This window comes from Pseudomonas sp. NPDC086566 (assembly GCF_050280885.1).
GTDB classification, from domain to species: domain Bacteria; phylum Pseudomonadota; class Gammaproteobacteria; order Pseudomonadales; family Pseudomonadaceae; genus Aquipseudomonas; species Aquipseudomonas vlassakiae.
The window spans coordinates 465,357-483,858 of record NZ_JBNNWD010000005.1; the positions used below are offsets into that span (position 1 = coordinate 465,357).

General features: G+C 63.1%; 18 protein-coding genes. 6 read left to right on the forward strand and 12 right to left on the reverse strand.

All coding sequences use genetic code 11. The features are described 5' to 3' along the window. Positions 1-105: 105 nt before the first annotated feature. Complete coding sequence (locus ACQKPS_RS14535) at positions 106-1,284, forward strand: MFS transporter (protein ID WP_427604569.1); 1,179 nt, start codon at positions 106-108, stop codon at positions 1,282-1,284. A gap of 214 nt (positions 1,285-1,498) precedes the next feature. Next, positions 1,499-4,975 (forward strand): hybrid sensor histidine kinase/response regulator, encoded by a 3,477-nt coding sequence (locus ACQKPS_RS14540; protein WP_427604571.1) that lies wholly within the window; start codon positions 1,499-1,501, stop codon positions 4,973-4,975. Here the strand turns inward: ACQKPS_RS14540 and rmuC are convergent. Both rmuC and ACQKPS_RS14550 read right to left on the reverse strand, forming a co-directional pair. Next, positions 4,947-6,320, reverse strand: a complete 1,374-nt coding sequence (gene rmuC / locus ACQKPS_RS14545; protein ID WP_427604637.1) for a DNA recombination protein RmuC — start codon at positions 6,318-6,320, stop codon at positions 4,947-4,949. The genes ACQKPS_RS14540 and rmuC overlap by 29 nt on opposite strands. A 151-nt stretch (positions 6,321-6,471) precedes the next feature. Next, on the reverse strand, positions 6,472-6,834 hold the full coding sequence (locus ACQKPS_RS14550) for a sel1 repeat family protein (protein WP_427604573.1): 363 nt from the start codon (positions 6,832-6,834) through the stop codon (positions 6,472-6,474). A gap of 956 nt (positions 6,835-7,790) precedes the next feature. Here ACQKPS_RS14550 and ACQKPS_RS14555 point away from each other — a divergent pair. The 3 genes from ACQKPS_RS14555 to ACQKPS_RS14565 all read left to right on the forward strand — a co-directional run bounded on the left by ACQKPS_RS14555 (position 7,791) and on the right by ACQKPS_RS14565 (position 10,158). Then, positions 7,791-8,015: a hypothetical protein gene (locus ACQKPS_RS14555; protein ID WP_254481071.1), complete on the forward strand. Its 225-nt coding sequence runs from the start codon at positions 7,791-7,793 to the stop codon at positions 8,013-8,015. Positions 8,016-8,263: 248 nt separating this feature from the next. After that, the gene (locus ACQKPS_RS14560) at positions 8,264-8,746 is read left to right on the forward strand and encodes a hypothetical protein (RefSeq protein WP_254481072.1); all 483 of its coding nucleotides are present in this window, start codon (positions 8,264-8,266) and stop codon (positions 8,744-8,746) included. A gap of 146 nt (positions 8,747-8,892) precedes the next feature. Then, entirely contained in the window at positions 8,893-10,158 is a 1,266-nt protein-coding gene (locus ACQKPS_RS14565) for an OmpP1/FadL family transporter (protein WP_254481073.1), read from the forward strand. A gap of 42 nt (positions 10,159-10,200) precedes the next feature. Here ACQKPS_RS14565 and ACQKPS_RS14570 read toward each other — a convergent pair whose 3' ends face one another. Next, a complete protein-coding gene (locus tag ACQKPS_RS14570; protein WP_254481074.1) occupies positions 10,201-11,130 on the reverse strand; it encodes a LysR family transcriptional regulator in 930 nt (309 codons plus the stop codon). Positions 11,131-11,244: 114 nt separating this feature from the next. Here ACQKPS_RS14570 and ACQKPS_RS14575 point away from each other — a divergent pair, with 114 nt between their 5' ends. Next, entirely contained in the window at positions 11,245-11,505 is a 261-nt protein-coding gene (locus tag ACQKPS_RS14575) for a DUF2798 domain-containing protein (RefSeq protein ID WP_254481075.1), read from the forward strand. A 385-nt stretch (positions 11,506-11,890) separates the two neighbouring features. Here ACQKPS_RS14575 and ACQKPS_RS14580 read toward each other — a convergent pair whose 3' ends face one another. The 9 genes from ACQKPS_RS14580 to cobU form a co-directional block, all read right to left on the reverse strand. After that, the gene (locus ACQKPS_RS14580; protein WP_254485611.1) at positions 11,891-12,442 is read right to left on the reverse strand and encodes a glutathione peroxidase; all 552 of its coding nucleotides are present in this window, start codon (positions 12,440-12,442) and stop codon (positions 11,891-11,893) included. A gap of 46 nt (positions 12,443-12,488) precedes the next feature. Further along, positions 12,489-12,611, reverse strand: coding sequence for a hypothetical protein (locus tag ACQKPS_RS14585; RefSeq protein WP_302329825.1), 123 nt, complete (start codon positions 12,609-12,611; stop codon positions 12,489-12,491). Next, positions 12,608-13,810 carry an MFS transporter gene (locus ACQKPS_RS14590; protein ID WP_427604577.1) on the reverse strand — a complete coding sequence of 401 codons (1,203 nt, stop codon included), beginning with the start codon at positions 13,808-13,810 and terminating at the stop codon, positions 12,608-12,610. The genes ACQKPS_RS14585 and ACQKPS_RS14590 overlap by 4 nt, the downstream gene beginning before the upstream one ends. Before the next feature lie 63 nt (positions 13,811-13,873). Then, positions 13,874-14,278, reverse strand: a complete 405-nt coding sequence (locus ACQKPS_RS14595) for a MarR family winged helix-turn-helix transcriptional regulator (protein ID WP_254481076.1) — start codon at positions 14,276-14,278, stop codon at positions 13,874-13,876. Positions 14,279-14,320: 42 nt separating this feature from the next. Continuing rightward, positions 14,321-15,433 (reverse strand): glycoside hydrolase family 5 protein, encoded by a 1,113-nt coding sequence (locus tag ACQKPS_RS14600; protein WP_427604639.1) that lies wholly within the window; start codon positions 15,431-15,433, stop codon positions 14,321-14,323. A 210-nt stretch (positions 15,434-15,643) separates the two neighbouring features. Next, positions 15,644-16,372, reverse strand: a complete 729-nt coding sequence (locus ACQKPS_RS14605) for an adenosylcobinamide-GDP ribazoletransferase (RefSeq protein ID WP_254481077.1) — start codon at positions 16,370-16,372, stop codon at positions 15,644-15,646. Between the two features lies 1 nt (position 16,373). Then, entirely contained in the window at positions 16,374-16,931 is a 558-nt protein-coding gene (locus ACQKPS_RS14610; RefSeq protein ID WP_427604580.1) for a histidine phosphatase family protein, read from the reverse strand. Continuing rightward, a complete protein-coding gene (cobT, locus tag ACQKPS_RS14615) occupies positions 16,928-17,983 on the reverse strand; it encodes a nicotinate-nucleotide--dimethylbenzimidazole phosphoribosyltransferase (protein WP_427604582.1) in 1,056 nt (351 codons plus the stop codon). The genes ACQKPS_RS14610 and cobT overlap by 4 nt, the downstream gene beginning before the upstream one ends. Further along, positions 17,980-18,501: a bifunctional adenosylcobinamide kinase/adenosylcobinamide-phosphate guanylyltransferase gene (gene cobU / locus ACQKPS_RS14620; RefSeq protein ID WP_254481080.1), complete on the reverse strand. Its 522-nt coding sequence runs from the start codon at positions 18,499-18,501 to the stop codon at positions 17,980-17,982. The genes cobT and cobU overlap by 4 nt, the downstream gene beginning before the upstream one ends. Between the last annotated feature and the right edge of the window lies 1 nt (position 18,502).

Genomic DNA, 18,502 nt, shown 5'->3' on the forward strand with positions numbered 1-18,502 from the left:
CGAGAGTATTCCCCGTGGGGTACGGGCTGTCAATCCTCCGCTGGTCGCCGCTGCTCGCCTCACTTATCCTCAGGCATCGGAAATTCCCATGACAAGGACGTGGTAATGCTCGCCGCCCTGAAAGGCTATCCCTCCAGTGTCCGCCTGCTGCTGGCCACAACGTTCACGCTGACGGTCGCACGCGCCCTCACCCTGCCCTACCTGGTGGTCTACCTGGCCGACAATTTCCAGCTGCCAGTCGGCCAGATCGGCCTGCTGATCGGTGGCGCGCTGATCGTTGCTTCGCTACTGAGCCTGTACGGCGGGCATCTGGTCGACACCCTGCGCAACCACACTCTGGTCAGCGCCAGCACGCTGGTCTTCGCCCTCGCCTTCGTGGTCGCCATCGCCAGCCGCTCGGTGTGGCTGTTCTTCACCTGCCTGGTGCTGATCAACCTGGCCCTGGCGGTGGTCGACATCGCCGCCAAGGCCGGCTTCTGCGCACTGCTGCCGGTGGAGCAACGGGCCGAGGTGTTCGCCATCAAGTACACCCTGAGCAACGTCGGTTATGCCGTCGGCCCGCTGCTGGGCGTGGCCATGCTGGAGCTGGACGACCACCTGCCGTTCATTGCCTCGGCACTGACCGGCCTGGGCATGTGCCTGGCTTACTGGCGGCTTGGCGACCGTGGCCTGCAGACCAGCGCACAGGAGCAGCCGAGCGCAGGCTTCAGCCAGGTGGCGCTGGGGCTGGCGCGCGACCGGCGGCTGGTGTGCTTCACCTTGGGTGGCGTACTGAGTGCGGTGGTGTTCGGCCAGTTCACCGCCTATTTGTCGCAGTACCTGGTGGTGACCAGCAGCGCCAGCGAGGCGGCACGGCTGGTCGGCTATCTGGTAACCACCAACGCGGTGACGGTGATAGCCCTGCAGTACCTGATCGGCCGGCGCATCGGCCGCCAGCAGCTGATGCCCTGGCTGCTGGCCGGCATGGCGCTGTTCATCGCCGGGCTGCTCGGCTTTGCCATGGCCGGGTCGGTCGTGGCCTGGTGCCTGGCGATGCTGGTGTTCACCCTCGGTGAAATCATCGTCATACCCGCCGAGTACATGTTCATCGACCTGATTGCCCCGGAGCACCTGCGCGGCGTGTATTACGGGGCACAGAACCTGTCCAACCTCGGGGCGGCGCTGGGGCCGGTCATGGTGGGATTCGCCCTGGGGCGGTGGTGGCCGGGGGTGGTCTTCTACCTGCTGGTGATGTCGGTGATACTGGCGGGAGTCTTCTACTGGCTGGGCACCCGTCGGGGTTGATGTTGCCTGCTCCGGCCTCTTCGCGGGTAAACCCGCTCCTACAGGGACCGCGTCGCTTTCGGCACCTTTGCAATACCCGCGAAGAGGCCAATGCAGGCAAAAGACGAAGCTGCGACGACTCGCCGCTGCGACCATCGTCGGCGCTGACGAACCGCCGGCCGCGTGCCAGACTGACTGATCGGGACCGCGTTATCTTTCTTGCTCCGGAGTTTTCATGTCGTTGTCCAGCGGGCTGATCGCCGTGGTCGCCCTGGCCTATATGGCCGTCATGTTCGCCATCGCCTTCTACGGCGACCGCCGCAGCACGCCGTTGCCGCCGCGCCTGCGTGCCTGGGTGTACAGCCTGTCGCTGGCGGTGTACTGCACCAGCTGGACGTTCTTCGGCGCGGTCGGCCAGGCCGCCGAACAGCTGTGGGCGTTCCTGCCGATCTACCTCGGGCCGATCCTGCTGCTGATTTTCGCACCGTGGGTGCTGCAGAAGATGGTGCTGATCAGCAAGCAGCAGAACATCACCTCGATTGCCGACTTCATCGCCGCCCGCTATGGCAAGTCGCAGTCCCTGGCCGTGGTGGTGGCGCTGATCTGCCTGGTCGGCGTACTGCCTTATATCGCCCTGCAGCTCAAGGGCATCGTCCTCGGCGTCAACCTGCTGATCGGTGCCAACGCCGACGCCACCGGTACCCGGGTGCAGGACACCGCGTTGGTGGTGTCGCTGGTGCTGGCGCTGTTCGCCATCGTTTTCGGCACACGCAGCCTGGACGTCACCGAGCACCACCGCGGCATGGTCCTGGCGATCGCCTTCGAGTCGCTGGTCAAGCTGCTGGCATTCCTGGCGGTGGGTGTCTTCGTGGTGTTCAACCTGTATGACGGCTTCGACGACCTGCTCACCCAGGCGCGCCAGTCGGTGCAACTGGACAGCTACTGGCAGGAAACCATCAACTGGCCGTCGATGGTGGTACAGACCGCCGTGGCGATGATGGCGATCATCTGCCTGCCGCGGCAGTTTCATGTCACCGTGGTGGAGAACATCGAACCCCAGGACATGCGCCTGGCGCGCTGGGTGTTCCCGATGTACCTGGCCCTGGCAGCGCTGTTCGTGGTGCCGATCGCCCTGGCCGGGCAGATGCTGCTGCCGGGCACGGTGATATCCGACTCCTTCGTGATCAGCCTGCCGCTGGCCGAAGCCCACCCTAGCCTTGCCCTGCTGGCCTTCATCGGCGGCGCTTCGGCCGCTACCGGCATGGTCATCGTCGAGGCGGTAGCGCTGTCGACCATGGTCTCCAACGACATGCTGCTGCCCTGGCTGCTGCGGCGCAATAATGCCGAGCGGCCGTTCGAAGCATTCCGTCACTGGATGCTCTCGGTGCGCCGTGTGACCATCGTGGTGATCCTGCTGCTGGCCTATGTCAGCTACCGCCTGCTCGGTTCCACTGCGAGCCTGGCGACCATCGGCCAGATTGCCTTTGCCGCCGTTACCCAGCTGACCCCGGCGATGCTCGGCGCACTGTACTGGAAGCAGGCCAACCGCCGTGGCGTGTTCGCAGGCCTGGCGGCGGGCATCTTCCTGTGGTTCTACGCCCTGGTGCTGCCGATCATCGCCCATAGCCTGGGCCTGTCGCTGGGGCTGTTCCCGGGCCTGGCCTGGCTGCATGGCAACCCCCTCGACCTGCCGATCAGCCCCTTGACCCAGGGCGTTGTGCTGTCGCTGGCGGGCAACTTCACGCTGTTTGTATGGGTGTCGATGTTGTCGCGCACCCGCGTGTCTGAACACTGGCAGGCAGGCCGCTTCATCGGCCAGCAGACCAGCGCCCGGCCCAGCAGCAAACCGTTGCTGGCCGTGCAGATCGAAGACTTGCTCACCCTCGCCTCGCGCTTCGTCGGTGAGGAGCGCGCGCGGCAAAGCTTCATCCGTTTCGCCTACCGCCAGGGCAAGGGTTTCAACCCCAACCAGAACGCCGACGGCGACTGGATCGAGCACACCGAACGCCTGCTTGCCGGCGTGCTCGGCACCTCCTCGACACGTGCCGTGGTCAAGGCCGCCATCGAAGGCCGCGACATGCAGCTTGAAGATGTGGTGCGCATCGCCGACGAAGCCAGCGAGGTACTGCAGTTCAACCGCGCGTTGCTGCAGGGTGCCATCGAGAACATCAACCAGGGCATCAGCGTGGTCGACCAGAACCTGCATCTGGTGGCATGGAACCGCCGTTACCTGGAGCTGTTCAACTACCCCGAGGGGCTGATCAGTGTCGGCCGGCCGATCGCCGACATCATCCGCTACAACGCAGAGCGCGGCCTGTGCGGCCCGGGCGAGGCACAGGTCCATGTAGCACGGCGCCTGCACTGGATGCGCCAAGGCCGCGCCCACTCTTCCGAGCGGCTGTTTCCCAATGGCCGGGTCATCGAACTGATCGGCAACCCGATGCCTGGCGGTGGCTTTGTGATGAGTTTCACCGACATCACGCCGTTCCGCGAAGCCGAACAGGCGTTGCGCGACGCCAACGAACGCCTGGAGCAGCGCGTGGCCGAACGTACGCACGAGCTGTCGCAACTCAACCAGGCCCTGTCAGAAGCCAAGAGCCAGGCCGAAGCGGTGAGCAAGTCCAAGACCCGCTTCCTCGCTGCGGTGAGCCATGACCTGATGCAGCCGCTGAACGCTGCGCGACTGTTCTCCGCCGCCCTGTCGCAGCAGGCCGAAGGCATGAACGAAGAGGCCCGGCAACTGGTGCAGCACATGGACAGCTCGCTGCGCTCGGCCGAAGAGCTGATCAGCGACCTGCTGGACATCTCGCGCCTGGAAAACGGCAAGATCACCCCCGATGCCAAACCCTTCGCCCTCAATGAACTGTTCGACACCCTTGGCGCCGAGTTCAAGGTGCTGGCCGCCGAGAAGGGCCTGGAATTCCGCTTGCGCGGCAGCCGCCTGCGGGTCAACAGCGACATGAAACTGCTGCGCCGGGTGCTGCAGAACTTCCTCACCAATGCCTTGCGCTACGGCAAGAGCCCGATCCTGCTGGGTGTACGCCGCCAGGGCGAGCACCTGCGGCTGGAGGTCTGGGACCGTGGCCCCGGTATCGCCGACGACAAACTGCAGGTGATTTTCCAGGAGTTCAAGCGCCTGGACAGCCACCAGACCCGCGCCGAAAAAGGCCTCGGCCTCGGCCTGGCGATCGCCGACGGCCTGTGCCGGGTGCTTGGCCACAAGCTTGAAGTACGCTCCTGGCCGGGCAAGGGCACGGTGTTCCGCGTCAATGTACCGATAGCCCATCAGGCTGCGGCGGCGCCAAGCGCTCCGCTGGAAACCGCAAGCCAGCCACTGGCCGGCTTGCAGGTGCTGTGCGTGGACAACGAGGACAGCATCCTGATCGGCATGAACAGCCTGCTCAGCCGTTGGGGCTGCCAGGTGTGGACTGCACGCAACCGCGCCGAGTGCGAAGCGCTGCTGGCCAAGGGCATGCGCCCGCATTTGGCGCTGGTGGACTTCCACCTGGATGACGGCGAAACCGGCAGCGGGCTGATGGGCTGGTTACGTGCGCGCCTGGGCGAGCCGGTGCCCGGCGTGGTAATCAGCGCCGACGGCAGCAAGGAAACCTTGGCCACCGTGCATGCCGCGGGCCTGGACTACCTGGCCAAACCCGTGAAGCCGGCGGCCTTGCGCGCCCTGCTCAATCGCCATCTGAGCCTGGTTCAGTAACCGCCTCGTCGGCCAGCGCCTCGTCTGACAGGGCCCGCTCGAGCAACTCGGCCGGCAGGCTCTTGCTGGCGCGGGCGCCGAGCAACTTGAGCTGTTCGCTGCGGCTGACCAGGTTGCCGCGCCCTTCACACAGCTTGTTGCGAGCGGCGGCGTAGGCCTTGTCGACCTGCTGCAGGCGGTTGCCCAGCTCGTCCAGGTCCTGGATGAACAGCACGAACTTGTCATACAGCCACCCGGCGCGCTCGGCGATCTCTCGGGCGTTCTGGCCCTGGCGCTCCTGTTTCCACAGGCTGTCGATAACCCGCAGGGTGGCCAGCAAAGTGGTCGGGCTGACGATCACGATCTGCCGGTCGAACGCTTCCTGGAACAAGTTGGGTTCGGCCTGCAGCGCCGCCGAGAAGGCTGCCTCGATGGGCACGAACAACAACACGAAGTCCAGGCTGTGCAGGCCTTCGAGGCGATTGTAGTCCTTGCTCGACAGGCCTTTGACGTGGTTGCGCAGCGACTGCACGTGCTGCTTGAGGGCAGCCTCGTCATTACTGCCGACAAATTGCTGGTAGGCGGTAAGGCTGACCTTGGCGTCGACCACCACCTGCTTGTCACCGGGCAGCATGATCAGCACGTCAGGCTGAAAGCGCTCGCCATCGGCACTCTTCAGGCTGACCTGGGTCTGGTATTCGCGGCCTTTCTCCAGGCCGGCATGTTCCAGCACCCGTTCAAGAATGAGCTCGCCCCAGTTACCCTGGGTCTTCTGTCCCTTGAGGGCCTGAGTGAGGTTGGTGGCTTCGTCTGACAACCGCAGGTTGAGTTGCTGAAGACGCTCCAGCTCCTTGCCCAGCGAGAAGCGCTCGCGGGCCTCTTGCTGGTAGCTTTCCTCGACACGTTTTTCGAACGCCTGGATGCGCTCCTTGAGCGGGTCGAGCAACTGGCCCAGGTGCTGCTGGCTGGTCTGGGCGAAGCGCTGTTCGCGCTCGTCGAAGATTTTCGTGGCCAGGTCGGCAAACTGGGCACGGAGGGTGTCACGGGCCTCCTGAAGGTCTTCCAGGCGCTGCTGGTGGCTGTCCTGCTGTTCGCGCAGCTCGGCCTCCAGGCGCGCGGCCTGGGCCTCCAGACGACGCAGTTCTGCTTCGCGAGTGGCGCGTTCGATGTGCCAGGCATGGGCCGCATCGCGGGCGTTGTCGCGGTCGATCTGCAGCAGTTCCAGTTCACGGCCCTGGGCGGCCAGCTGGGCCTGCTTGACGGCGTTGGCTTCGCTGAGGTCGCTGACTTCGTCGCGGCTGGCGTCCAGTTGCGCCTGCAGGCCAGCCTGCGCCAACTGCGCGCTGTTCAGGCGCTCTTCGAGCAGGGCCTGCTCACCGTGGCGCGCAGCCTGACGGCGCTGCACGTGCATGACCCACCCCAGGCAAGGCAAAGCCCCTGCCACCAAGCCCAGCAGAATGCTGGCCAGATCCACTGTCATGCGTACCCCGATCACACCATTGCGAGTTGGGTGCAGCTTACCAGCCTGCCCCGTCGGGCGCCTGCTTCGCCGCATCGGCCTCGAACAGCCGCGCATACTCCAGCTGCGCCCGCCGGTCCCCGGCCCGTGCCGCCTGACGTAGCAGTTCATGGCCGATGCGACGGTCCCGGGCATTGCCACAATCACGGCAGAGCATTTGCCCCAACCGGCTCTGCGCCACCACCACACCTTCGCGCGCGGGCTGCTTGAGCAGGTGCCCGGCAATGTGTTTGATCTGTGGCTTGTCACCCAGGCTCGGGCTATCGAGCAGCCAGAGGGCCACTTTCAGGGAAAACCGTTTGGGCGAAGGGGCTGGTGAGGCAACAGCGGGGCTGGCGAGGGATTTACCGCGAAACTTCATGACCGACAGGGATGGCAACTCGGAGGGGCGCGCAACTCTACTCCTTTTTTTTGTGCATGACCTGTCGATTTGCGGCGGATTGCAGTTTTTTTTCGATGATTTTTTCTTGACGTTTCCGAGTGGATGACTGGCTGGTCGGCAGGTGCCTATCGATTGTCGGACAGTTCTCTGAGGTGCTGGCACGCCCGTCCTAGAGCAAGCGCTCGGGACAATCCACAGTTCCTGTGGATAACTCGGTGGACAACCCCTCCAATGAGGCCGCAAACCCCCGAGAAATGGGGCTTTCGGTCAAACTGACGATTTTTTCACCAGCAAAAATTAGTGTTTTTTTTCATTGACTTAAGGGGCCAGTCAAGTCATTGGCGAGCGTGAGGAGCGCTGTTGCCAGCACGTTACAAGTCATGCCTCGAATGTGTACAAGTGCACTGAAAGCCTGCATATGGATGCACGAAATTGGCCCATCTGGCCGGTTTGACGCCGGTTACCCCCTCTTCCCATGAGGCGAAAGACACGCCATACTGCGCGGCTCGCCTGAAGAAACACGCAATGCTTGCAAAGGCCGCATATTTTCGCTAAGGTGCGCTCCGTTAGTACCCAAGCTGAAAGTCAATTCTGGCCAGAAGCGTCCTTGCAGCCCATCGCTCTCCCGAACGATCGCTGCTGAAACCAGGACCGGCCCCCTCGATGATTCTCTCGTCAGCACAGCGCTGTTCAAGCACGAATCAACCGGAAGATTGATCAGGATTCCACCCCGACGGCCTAGAACCTTGGCCCCGGTGTGCTGCCTGCCTTCTGAAGTACCTACCAGTCAGCCCAAGCGCCCACACTTTGATTGCGCTCTCTCTGGCTGCCCTGTTCCAGTCAGGTTCGTTCGTCCCTTAATAAAGGCGTCACTGGAACGTTTCTATCATGCACGGATCATAACCTCCGTGTTTAAAGCAGGAACCTCCAATAACATGCAAACTCATCCTCAAATTCAGGCTGCCATTGGCACCCTCTCCCAGGCTTTCTCGCCGTTGAAATGCCTTATCGTTGCCCCACGCAAGGGCAGCTTCAGCTTCACCCTGGTCGACGAGCACGGCATCGCCTGCCACACCGAACGCCTGTACCCTGAGCAGTACAGCCATTCGGAACCCCTGCAGGCGGTAATCGCCCGCACACGTCAATCGCTCACCGCGTGAGTGGCGTATATCGGGGCATTCACACCCTGAATGGCAACTGTCGCAAGCTGCCTGATCGTTCTGGTGCTAATTGCCGCCAGGCATATGGCAGCGGGCGGCAGGGAGCAATCGATTTAAAAACAGCCCTTTACGCCACGATTATCACACTACACTTCAACTCGAGCGGTCCTTACCGCTTCCGGCGGGCCTGACCAATCACCAGCTGCCAAGCTCCAGCGCCCGTCGGCCCTTTACTGATCGAGGGCATCATGGGTATCGCGGCGAATGAATTGTGTCAGTATGTGATCCGACCGACCCTGGTCTATCTGAATCGCCATTGCGCCAGCGCCGAGGCCCTTCTGCTCGGTATCGCGGCCAGCCAGTCAGCACTCGGTTCAGCTTTGCACGATCGGCGTGGCCATGGCCTCTACCGCATCGGCGAAAGCCGTCACCAGGCGATCTGGGATCACTTTCTCGCCCGTGATCCGGAGCTGGCCAGCCTGGTACGCGGCCTGGCCAGCCAGCACGCCTTTCTCGGCGGGCCGCACCTGGAACTCACGGTGAACCTGCGCTACTCCACAGCCATTGCCTGGATGCTCGTAGAGGAGCAGGCCACGCCACTGCCAGCGGCCGATGACTTGCTCGGCCTGGCTCGGATCTGGCGGCAGATTTTCCACCCCCAAGGTCGCCTGCGCGACTTTACCCAGGCTTGGTATTCATGCGTCGAGCAGAAATTGCCACAGGCATCTTAAGAAGCGTCCTACATCTTTGTTAGAAAAAATGGAATTTTGGTCGGATTGTCCTACAAAACGGCGCGATCTCCTGTAATTCAGGCTATAGCGCGGCGCGTGATTTGTTGGTAGCTTTTCGCCCCGGAGATCACAAGGAGTTTCTAATAATGAAAAAAGCAATGCTCAAAACCTCCCTCGGCGTAGCCGTTGCCCTGGCATCCAGCCAATTGTTCGCTGCCGGCTTCGCACTTAACGAACAAAGCATCAGCGGCATGGGTACCGGTTTTGCAGGTCGTTCTTCTTCTGCCGAGGACGCCAGCACGGTGTACGGCAACCCTGCAGGCATGTCGCGACTCAAACGCCAGGAAGTCACCGTGGGCGGAGCTGCCGTAATCGCCAAGACTGACATTTCCGGCCCAGGCAGCCGCCCACTGCCAGGCGAAACCGATGGTGACATGGTGCCGACCGTTGGCGTCCCGATGGGCTACTACGTGAAACCGATCGATGAGCATTGGAGCGTTGGCTTCGGTGTTTACGTGCCATACGGCCTGGTAACCGATTATGGCAGCGGCGACGCCGCTCGCTACTGGGGCAAGAAGAGCCACGTCGAGGTCATCACCTTCCAACCTACCGTCAGCTACGCCTTCAACGACAAGGTGTCGATCGGTTTCGGTCCGACCATCAACCGCATCAAGGGCGAGCTGGGCTCGAACACCATCAACCCGCGCTCCCCAGGCCTGAACGATGGCGAAGTGAAGATCAAGGGTGACGACACTGCCGTCGGTTACAACATCGGCATCCTGGTGCAGGCCACCGACCGCACCCGCGTCGGCCTGACCTACCACTCGATGGTCGACTACAAACTCGAAGGCGACACCAAGATCAACAACGCCCTGATCGGGCCTTTCAGCGGCAGCAAGTTCGACGCCACGCTGAAGATCAAGACGCCTGAGTCCGTGGACTTCTCGGTCACCCACGAACTGGACGACCAGTGGACCCTGTATGCCGGCAGCACCTGGACCCGCTGGAGCCGCCTGGAAAACATCACCGTCAACAACGACGTCCCGGCACCGCTGAGAGCCCAGTTCGGCACCATCACCGAAGAGCAGAACTGGCACGATACCTGGGCTCACGCCATTGGCGCCTCCTACAAGGTCAACAAGGAATGGGTGCTGCGCACCGGCTTCTCTGTCGACCAGTCGCCAACCAACAACACCGACCGCTCGCCGCGCATTCCTACCGGTGATCGCAAGGCGATCAGTATTGGTGCTGGCTGGAGCCCAAGCGACGACATGACCATCGACCTGGCCTATTCCTACCTGTGGGAAGAGGACACCAAGGTCAACCTGGCAAGCCCGACCAAGGGCCGCTACCAGGCCAAGTACGAGAACAGCGCACACGGTATTGGTGCCTCGCTCACCTACCGCTTCTGATTCGTACCGCAGCATGAACAAACCGCCCTCGTGGCGGTTTTTTCATGTCTGCACTTGCCACCTGTCGCCCAAGGACTCTCGCAGGTAAGCCATGAAGGCACGCACTTTTTCGGTCATGGCGAAACGATCGGCTACGCATATGTAGATATCCATAGGCTCAGTCTGGGCATAGGCCTGGCCGCTGTCGCTGTATTCGAACAGCGGTACCAGCGCACCGGATGCCAGATGCGGCGATACGATGAACTCAGCCAATCGGGTAATGCCGCCATCGTTGAGGGCCATCTGGGTCAGGGCATCGATGTCGTCGCTGATCAATACGCTGCCGAACTCCGCCTCGAAACGCATGCCGTCACGCACGAAGCCCCAACGCAGGAAGCGGCCGTCCACCGGGTAACGGAATACCAGGCAGCGATGATCACGCAATACCTCGGGACTGGTCGGCAAACCTGCGCTGGCGAGGTAACCCGGCGAAGCGCAGCAGATGAACGGGATACGGGCGATATGCCGTGCCAGCAACTGGTCTTCCAGTTGCGCAGTGATACGCAGGCTGACGTCCACATCTTCGCGGGCGTGATTGACCTTGCGATCAGTCGTCACCAACTCTATTGAAAGTAGTGGATGGCGAGCACTAAAGGCTGGGATCAGCGGCGCCAGCACGTGTCGTCCAAAGGCAGAGGTCGAAGCGATGCACAGCCTCCCCTGGGGCTCACTGTCAGGTGTGGTGATCGCTTGTTCGGCAAGGGCCAGGTCGCGCTCGATGTGCCTGACCCGTTCGTAGTACTGGCTACCGGCAGTCGTCAGCGCCATGCTGCGGGTGGTGCGACTGAGCAGGCGCACTTGCAGGTGGCATTCCAGGCGCGCCAGGTTCTGACTGACTGCAGCCGGGCTGAGGCCCAGGTTGCGGGCGCCCGCAGCGATGCTGCCGGCTTCGACCACCTTGATAAAGCTGCGGATGGCATTGAGCAGATCCATGGCAAGCACTTCGATTCGTAAGAATCTCTTTATAAAGAACTCAATCCAACAGGTCTACAGCCACTACCGGAGGCATTGGTAACCTGCGCCCTCAGCCAAGCTTCAGGAGATCGCATGAGCAATCTGACCCACACCCGCAGCCGGCGCAAACTGCGCCCGAGTGCTACACCGTACGTGTTCGCGTTCTACATGTCTTCGATCATGGCGCTGCTAATGTGCTTTGTGATCACGGCGGCGAATGCCGGGGTGAACGCGGAGTACTTGGGCAATGTGCTGAAGGCTTACCAATTGGCGATGCCGGTGGCATTTGTGTGCGTGCTGATGGTGAGGCCGGTGGTGTTGAAGCTGGTGGCGATTACGGTGCATCCGCATTGACCGCCATTTGATTGCATGAGGGCTGACAGGTGTTCGCCGATAGCCTTGCAGCGCCTGTGAGATCGAGCGCCGCGCGCGCGGCGCATCGCGGATGAATCCGCTCCTACATTTGTTGCAACGTGCCGAACCTGACAGGCCATAGTTGCCCGCCTAGGTGCATGCCTCAAGTCATGTGAGGCGGCATCAATGCCCACCTCGAAATCCCGCCCTGCCAACAAGGCTGATAACCATGGCCTCACAGGCATGGCCACGTTGCAACAAATGTAGGAGCGGATTCATCCGCGATGCGCCGCGCGGGCGGCGCTCGATCTCACAGGCGCTGAACCTGGTGCGACGAACACTTGTCAGCCTCTACGCGATCCCCTTTTCGCACTCCACGGATCTCTCAAGGCTGCGAAGCTATCGCCTTCTCGATCGCGGCCCTGAAGGCGGGATCGTCGGGCTTGGTCAGGCTCGAGAAGTTGCCGACCACCTTGCCCCGGCGATCCACCACGTACTTGTAGAAATTCCACTTCGGCGCACTAGTCTGGCTCGCCAGCTCGACAAACAGCGGTATCGCATCCTTGCCGCGAACCGCCTGGGTCTTGGTCATGGTGAAGGTCACACCGTAATTGGCGTAACAGACCTTCGCCGTCTTCTCGCTGTCGGCATCTTCCTGCTTGAAGTCATTGGACGGCACACCAAGCATTTCCAGGCCCTGCTCGTGGTACGCCTTGTAGGTCGCTTCCAGCCCTTCGAACTGCGGGGCGAAACCGCAATAGCTGGCTGTATTGACCACCACCAGCGGCTTGCCGCCGAAGCGCTGGCACAGGTCGACCTGCTCCTTGCCACGCAATTCAGGCAAACTGCCCTGCAACAGCGCCGGGCAATCGGCAGCCCAGCTGGAACTGGCGGCCAGCAGAACCAGCAACGGCGACGTCAACCATTGGGTACGCATCATTCATTCCTCCTGCAAGGCAATCCTTTAACTTGCAGGGTAGCGCTTAACAAACGCTCATGCCCAACTGCATCAACGCCATACCACCCCGCTGCCAGCCCCACCACACCAGCGCCAGCAACAACGCCGCCGCCGCCAGCAGCAGCCCGCGGGCCACATGACGTTTCATACCGCCCGCACCTGCAAGCGGGCGACCGGCCGTTCACGCACCGGCCAATTGAGCGCGGCAGCCAGCACGCTGAGCAGGATCGAAATCTGCCAGACCAGCTCGTAGTTACCGGTCTGGTCGTACACCACGCCCCCCAGCCAGCCGCCCAGGAACGCGCCCAGCTGGTGGAACAGGAAGACAATACCGCCGAGCATCGACAGGTTGCGCACGCCGAATACGGTGGCCACCGTGCCATTGGTCAAAGGCACGGTAGAAAGCCAAAGCAGCCCCATGGCGATACCGAACAGGTAAGCGCTGAGTTGAGTCACCGGCATCCACAGGAACAGCACGATCACCACCGCACGCAGCAAATACAATGCGGTGAGCAAGCGAGGCTTGGACATGCGCCCACCCAGCCAGCCGGCAGTGTAGGTACCGACGATGTTGAACAACCCGACCAGCGCCAGCACCGTGGTGCCGGTAGTCGCCGGCAGGTGCTGGTCGACCAGGTAGGCCGGCAGGTGCACCCCAATGAAGACCACCTGAAAACCACAGACGAAGAAGCCCAGGGCAAGCAGCCAGAAGCCGGAGTGGGAACACGCTTCGCGCAGGGCTTCGCCCAGGGACTGTTCCGCGCCATGGCTGGGCAGCGGGCGGTCACGCAGCAAGCCGACAAAGGGCACGATCAACGCCACCAGCAAGCCAAGCACCAACAGCGCCGACGACCAACCCAGCCATTCGATCAGGCCAAGGGTACCGGGAAGCATGGCGAATTGGCCGAAGGAACCGGCAGCGCTGGCGATGCCCATGGCCATGCTGCGTTTTTCCGCTGGCACGGCGCGGCCGACTACACCGAGGATCACCGAGAAAGAGGTGCCAGACAGGCCGATACCGATCAGCAGGCCCGCACTGAGCGACAGCGACCAGGCCGAATCGGCGGTGCTCATCAACAACAGGCCAGCGGCATAGAGAATGCCCCCTGTGATGACGACCCGCGCTGCCCCCAGGCGGTCGGCCAGCGCACCAGCAAACGGCTGCGCCAGGCCCCAGATCAGGTTCTGCAGGGCAATGGCAAAGGCGAACACCCCGCGGCCCCAGCCAAACTCGCCGCTCATCGGCGCCAGGAACAGGCCGAAACCGTGCCGCACGCCCAGGGATAGCGCCAGAATAAACGCGGCCCCCACAAGTACCCACCCGCTGGTTCGCCACACCGAAGTCATTGTCGTTATCTCCAGCACATCGCAAGGTTGTACGGGTATATACCCGCTTCTGGTTGTGGTAACTCAGGCAAGCCGCTCCAGCAAACGTATCAGCTCGTCACGCTGCCCTTCGCCCAGCTGCTCGACCAACTTCAACTGCGCCTGCTGCCAGGCAGGATGGGCCGCCCTCAGGCGTGCCGCACCCGCCTCGGTCAGCAATACCAGGCGGTTGCGCTGGTCATCGCCATCGGCGAGGGCCACCAGGCCTTCAGCCTCCAGCACGCGCAGGTTGCGACCCAAGGTACTACGCTCCAGGCCCATCGCCTCGGCCAGAGTGGTGATACTCGGGCGATCGAGCCGTTGCAGGTGACGCAGCAGGGAAAACTGGGCGACATTGATACCGAAGCCAGCAAGGGCCTCGTCGTAATGCCGGCTCACCCCGCGGGCGGCGCGACGCAGATGGGTACAGATGCATTCACTGGTCAACATGGGTACGTGTATATACCCGCATCTGGGTTGTTGCAAGAAATTTCAGTCTGCCAAGCGTCGCCGGATCGGCTCGAATTCCGCCGTGGCCTTGCGTGGCAAGGGGTCGGGTGTACCCTGTTCGATCGCTTGCCAATATCGCCACGGCACCTTTGCGGATCCCAGCTCGTAGTCCATGCCATCCCAGCTATCTTCGCGGAAGCTGTAGAACGCCCAGTGCAACCGATGCCGGTCCATGGCCGAGAGGACATCTTCCAGGTATTCGCTGCAGCCGGGCAGCCGGCGCATGCACCCGAATTCTCCCACGACCAGCCGGGAACGCGGCAGCCCCATACGCTCCATCCAGGCCAACGGCAGTTCGAGATACTGGCGAATCCGCTCACCATCCCATTGCTGGTTTTCGCCAGCGAACGGAGCCGGGCCGGGATAATCGATGGGGGCCTTGCGCAACAGGTTCGGCGCACTGGTGGCCGCATAGGGCTCATACATGTGCACGCTGTAGAGCACGCGATCATCCTGCAAGGGCGCCTGCCAATATCCGAAGGCGTCGGCGCTGGCGTACCAGCCCGCGTCGACCATGATCGGGGTCTTGGCATCCACCTCGCGTATCGCTGCAACCAGTTGCGCATAGAGCGCAGGCAGGTCACGCGCCCCTCCCCGCGCCTGTGCGTACCACTGCTGCATACGTTCGGCCGAGGCATGCTCGGCCAGGCCGCCCAGTTTCTCGGGTGCAGGCTCGTTGATCAGGTTATAGGCGGCGATGGCAGGATGGTCCTTCAATTCTCGGGCCAGATCTTGCCAGAAACGGCCTGCTTGCCGGGCGAAACCGTGGCTTTGCCAAAGACGATCATCGAACTGCCCCTGGTTGTTTTGTGACCAGCGCATTCCAGGCAATGACAGCGGTGCAATGACAACCTTGAGCCCCGCCCTGTGGGCGCGATCCAGGGTATCGCGCAGTTGCTTGAGATCGGCGGCAGGCAGCCGCTCGTACCGGTCCGCATTGCCCAAGAGGAAATCACGCTGCGCCGGCTTCCACTTGTCGTAAGACAGCCGTACCCAGCTCGCGCCATACGCACTCAATGCATCGAAGTAGGCCTGATCCGGCGGCAAGCGATTGAAGCTGTTGCCGCCGTGGCGCGGGGTATTCCAGAAGTCGATCAGGTCGGCTGCCGTAACGGGGGCGCTAGCGGTGACCAGTAACAAGGCCAGCAGGAGTCGTCGCATTGTCCATGCTTCGCGGTAAAGGGGAAACCGCGAGGATAGACAGGTACAGGAAAAGCGTCATTTGCTGAATTTTTTCCGCAGTTTTCCGAAAAATTACGGCACGTTTAACCGTAAGAAATTTCTCAACGCTCTGCAGGCCTGTTCTTAGATTGCCAAGCCCAGCAGCACAGCCAATTCAACAATCTCCAACATGGCGCCTGCGGTATCACCTGTGGTCCCACCCAGACGCCTGCACATCAACCGGCGCAACCCGATGAACACAGCGGTCGCTGCCAACATCGGCACGATCGCGCGCGTACCACCCACCAGCAAACACAACAGCAGACTGGCCAGCAGAACCCACACGGCCGAACGCCGCGGCAAGTGCTCGGCCAGCGCCTGCCCCAGCCCCCCGCGACGCACGTAAGGCGTGCCGAGAAACAATCCGAGCATCGCCGCCCGCCCCACCACCGGCGCCAGCAGCAATGCCATGCCCGGCCCCTGCTCCACCAGCACCCACAGGGCACAGAACTTCAGCAGCAACACCAGCACCAGTGTGACCACGGCGATGGGCCCGCTGCGCGGATCTTTCATGATCTCCAGTGTGCGCTCCCGGTCACCGAAGCCACCCAGCCAGGCATCGGCACTGTCGGCCAGGCCATCCAGATGCAACGCGCCACTGAGCGACACCCACAGCGTCAGCAACAGGGCCGCGTGCAACGGCGCCGCAGCACCTTGCAGCAGATCGCTGGCCAGCCACAGCAACAGACCGAACAGCAACCCTACCAGCGGGTAGCACAACATCGACCGGCCCATTTCACGGGGCTCGGGCATCCCCGGCAAACGCACCGGCAGGCTGCTCAGAAACTGCAGGGCAATCCAGAACGGCAGCATGTCAAAGCACCTCGAGCATTGCGCCATGTTCATCTACCGCCAGGCGCATCAGTGCGCCATGACCTACCTCGACCTGCAGCAACTGCTCCCTCGGCAGCCCGCGGGCACGCGCCAGCAGCAGCCGCATGACGCCGCCATGGGTGACCAGCAGCACGCGCTTGCCGGCATGCTGCTGGCGCAGGCGACCGACGGCTGACAGCACACGCTCGGCAAACGCCGCGACAGGCTCCCCGGCAGGCGGCGTGTAGCTGTACGGGTCGGCCCAGAAACGCCCAAGCTCGTCAGCCTGCGTTTGCATCACCTGCAAGGCACTGCGCCCTTCCCACTCGCCGAAATGCAGCTCTTGCAGATCGGCTTCGAGCTGAACCGGCATGCCCAGCCGCCCGGCAAAACGCGCACAGCGCTGCAACGGCGAACTGACCAGCACATCCCAGGGGCCAGCGCCTGCCAGTGCTGCGCGCATCTGGTCCCAGCCCTTGTCGGTCAAGGCATCGTCCAGGCTGCCGCGCAGGCCACCCCCTTGCTCGGTTTCACCATGACGCAGCAGGTCGAGGATCATGCCGGGCGGTCCGCCACCGCCGCTTCGGCGAAGGTCGCCATCTGCCCGTGCAGGGCGCAGGCCAGGCGCATCAGCGGCACCGCCAGAGCGGCTCCACTGCCCTCGCCCAGGCGCAGGCCCAGCGCCAGCAATGGCTGGGCCTGCAGCGACGCGAGCAGGGCCTTGTGCCCGGGCTCGGCGCCCTGGTGAGCGAACAGCAACCAGTCACGGCACTGCGGATTCAGGCGCACCGCCAGCAACGCCGCGACGCTGCAGATGAAGCCATCCACCAGCACGGCGATACCTTGCTGGGCGCAGGCCAGGTAGGCACCGGTCAGCGCAGCGATCTCGAAGCCACCGACACAGGCCAGCGCCCGCAGCGGCTCGTCGGCACGCAGGCCGTGCAGCGCCAAGGAGCGCTCGATCACGTCGGCCTTATGGCTAACACCAGCGCTGTCCAGGCCGGTACCCGGCCCGCTCAACTCATGTGCCGGGCAAGCCAGCAACGTGCTGGCCAGGGCGGCTGCGGCAGAGGTGTTGCCGATGCCCATCTCGCCGCCGATGAACAGCTGAGCGCCATTGGCCGCTGCACGCAAGGCGCTGTCACGACCCGCCTGCAAGGCAGCCTGCAGCTGGGCATCGATCATCGCCGGCTGGCGGGCGAAGTTGGCGGTGCCGGCGCCCAGGCGCAGGTGCAGCACCCCTGGCAGTTCCAGCTCAGGGTCGATGGTGCCCAGATCGACCACTTCAAGACTGGCCTGCAGTTGGCGCGCCAGCACGCTGATCGCCGCGCCCCCGCCTACGAAGTTGCGCAGCATCTGCCCGGTAACTGCCTGCGGGTAGGCCGAAATGCCCTCTTCGACCACGCCATGGTCGCCCGCGAAAATGGTGATGGCGACTTGATCCAGGGTTGGCCGCTCGCGGCCTTGCAGGCCAGCCAGCTGCACGGCCAGGCCTTCCAGTTCGCCGAGCGAGCCGGCAGGCTTGGTCAGCTGCTGCTGACGGGCACGGGCCTGGTCCATGGCGGCGTTGTCGAGGGGTTGGCAGGCATCACGCCACCAGGCTTGGTTCATAGAGCGGGTCCTTTGAGCATGAGAGGTAGGCCGGCCACGGTCAGCACCACGCGCTGGCAGCGCTCGGCAACGGCCTGGTGCAGCCAGCCGGCCAGGTCGACGTAACGCCGGGTCAGCTCGCCCATGGGCACCACGCCCAGGCCGGTTTCGTTGCTGACCAGAATCAGGGTGCCGGGCAAGTCCGCCAGGCAGTCGAGCAGCGCATCGCGCTCTGCGGCCAGGCGCTGCGGATCGTCAAGCATCAGCAGGTTGGTCAGCCACAAGGTCAGGCAGTCCACCAGCAGGCAGCGGCCTTCGGCGGCTTCTGCACGCAACACGGCAGCCAGGGCCAAAGGCTCTTCGATCAGCGCCCAGTCCTCAGGCCGACGCTGGCGGTGCAGGCGCACGCGCTCGTTCATTTCGCCATCGAGCGGCTCGCTGGTGGCGATGTAGGTAACTGGCAGGCCGCTGTCGCTGGCCAGCTGCTCGGCCAGGCGGCTCTTGCCCGAGCGGGCACCGCCAAGGATCAGGTTGCGCATC

Excerpts from the sequence above, each read along its gene's own strand:
- ACQKPS_RS14535 (WP_427604569.1), top strand. The coding sequence starts at position 106 with ATGCTCGCCGCCCTGAAAGGCTATCCCTCCAGTGTCCGCCTGCTGCTG.
- ACQKPS_RS14540 (WP_427604571.1), top strand. The coding sequence starts at position 1,499 with ATGTCGTTGTCCAGCGGGCTGATCGCCGTGGTCGCCCTGGCCTATATG.
- ACQKPS_RS14550 (WP_427604573.1), bottom strand. The coding sequence starts at position 6,834 with ATGAAGTTTCGCGGTAAATCCCTCGCCAGCCCCGCTGTTGCCTCACCA.
- ACQKPS_RS14555 (WP_254481071.1), top strand. The coding sequence starts at position 7,791 with ATGCAAACTCATCCTCAAATTCAGGCTGCCATTGGCACCCTCTCCCAG.
- ACQKPS_RS14560 (WP_254481072.1), top strand. The coding sequence starts at position 8,264 with ATGGGTATCGCGGCGAATGAATTGTGTCAGTATGTGATCCGACCGACC.
- ACQKPS_RS14565 (WP_254481073.1), top strand. The coding sequence starts at position 8,893 with ATGAAAAAAGCAATGCTCAAAACCTCCCTCGGCGTAGCCGTTGCCCTG.
- ACQKPS_RS14570 (WP_254481074.1), bottom strand. The coding sequence starts at position 11,130 with ATGGATCTGCTCAATGCCATCCGCAGCTTTATCAAGGTGGTCGAAGCC.
- ACQKPS_RS14575 (WP_254481075.1), top strand. The coding sequence starts at position 11,245 with ATGAGCAATCTGACCCACACCCGCAGCCGGCGCAAACTGCGCCCGAGT.
- ACQKPS_RS14580 (WP_254485611.1), bottom strand. The coding sequence starts at position 12,442 with ATGCGTACCCAATGGTTGACGTCGCCGTTGCTGGTTCTGCTGGCCGCC.
- ACQKPS_RS14585 (WP_302329825.1), bottom strand. The coding sequence starts at position 12,611 with ATGAAACGTCATGTGGCCCGCGGGCTGCTGCTGGCGGCGGCGGCGTTG.
- ACQKPS_RS14590 (WP_427604577.1), bottom strand. The coding sequence starts at position 13,810 with ATGACTTCGGTGTGGCGAACCAGCGGGTGGGTACTTGTGGGGGCCGCG.
- ACQKPS_RS14595 (WP_254481076.1), bottom strand. The coding sequence starts at position 14,278 with ATGTTGACCAGTGAATGCATCTGTACCCATCTGCGTCGCGCCGCCCGC.
- ACQKPS_RS14605 (WP_254481077.1), bottom strand. The coding sequence starts at position 16,372 with ATGCTGCCGTTCTGGATTGCCCTGCAGTTTCTGAGCAGCCTGCCGGTG.
- ACQKPS_RS14610 (WP_427604580.1), bottom strand. The coding sequence starts at position 16,931 with ATGATCCTCGACCTGCTGCGTCATGGTGAAACCGAGCAAGGGGGTGGC.
- cobT (WP_427604582.1), bottom strand. The coding sequence starts at position 17,983 with ATGAACCAAGCCTGGTGGCGTGATGCCTGCCAACCCCTCGACAACGCC.
- cobU (WP_254481080.1), bottom strand. The coding sequence starts at position 18,501 with ATGCGCAACCTGATCCTTGGCGGTGCCCGCTCGGGCAAGAGCCGCCTG.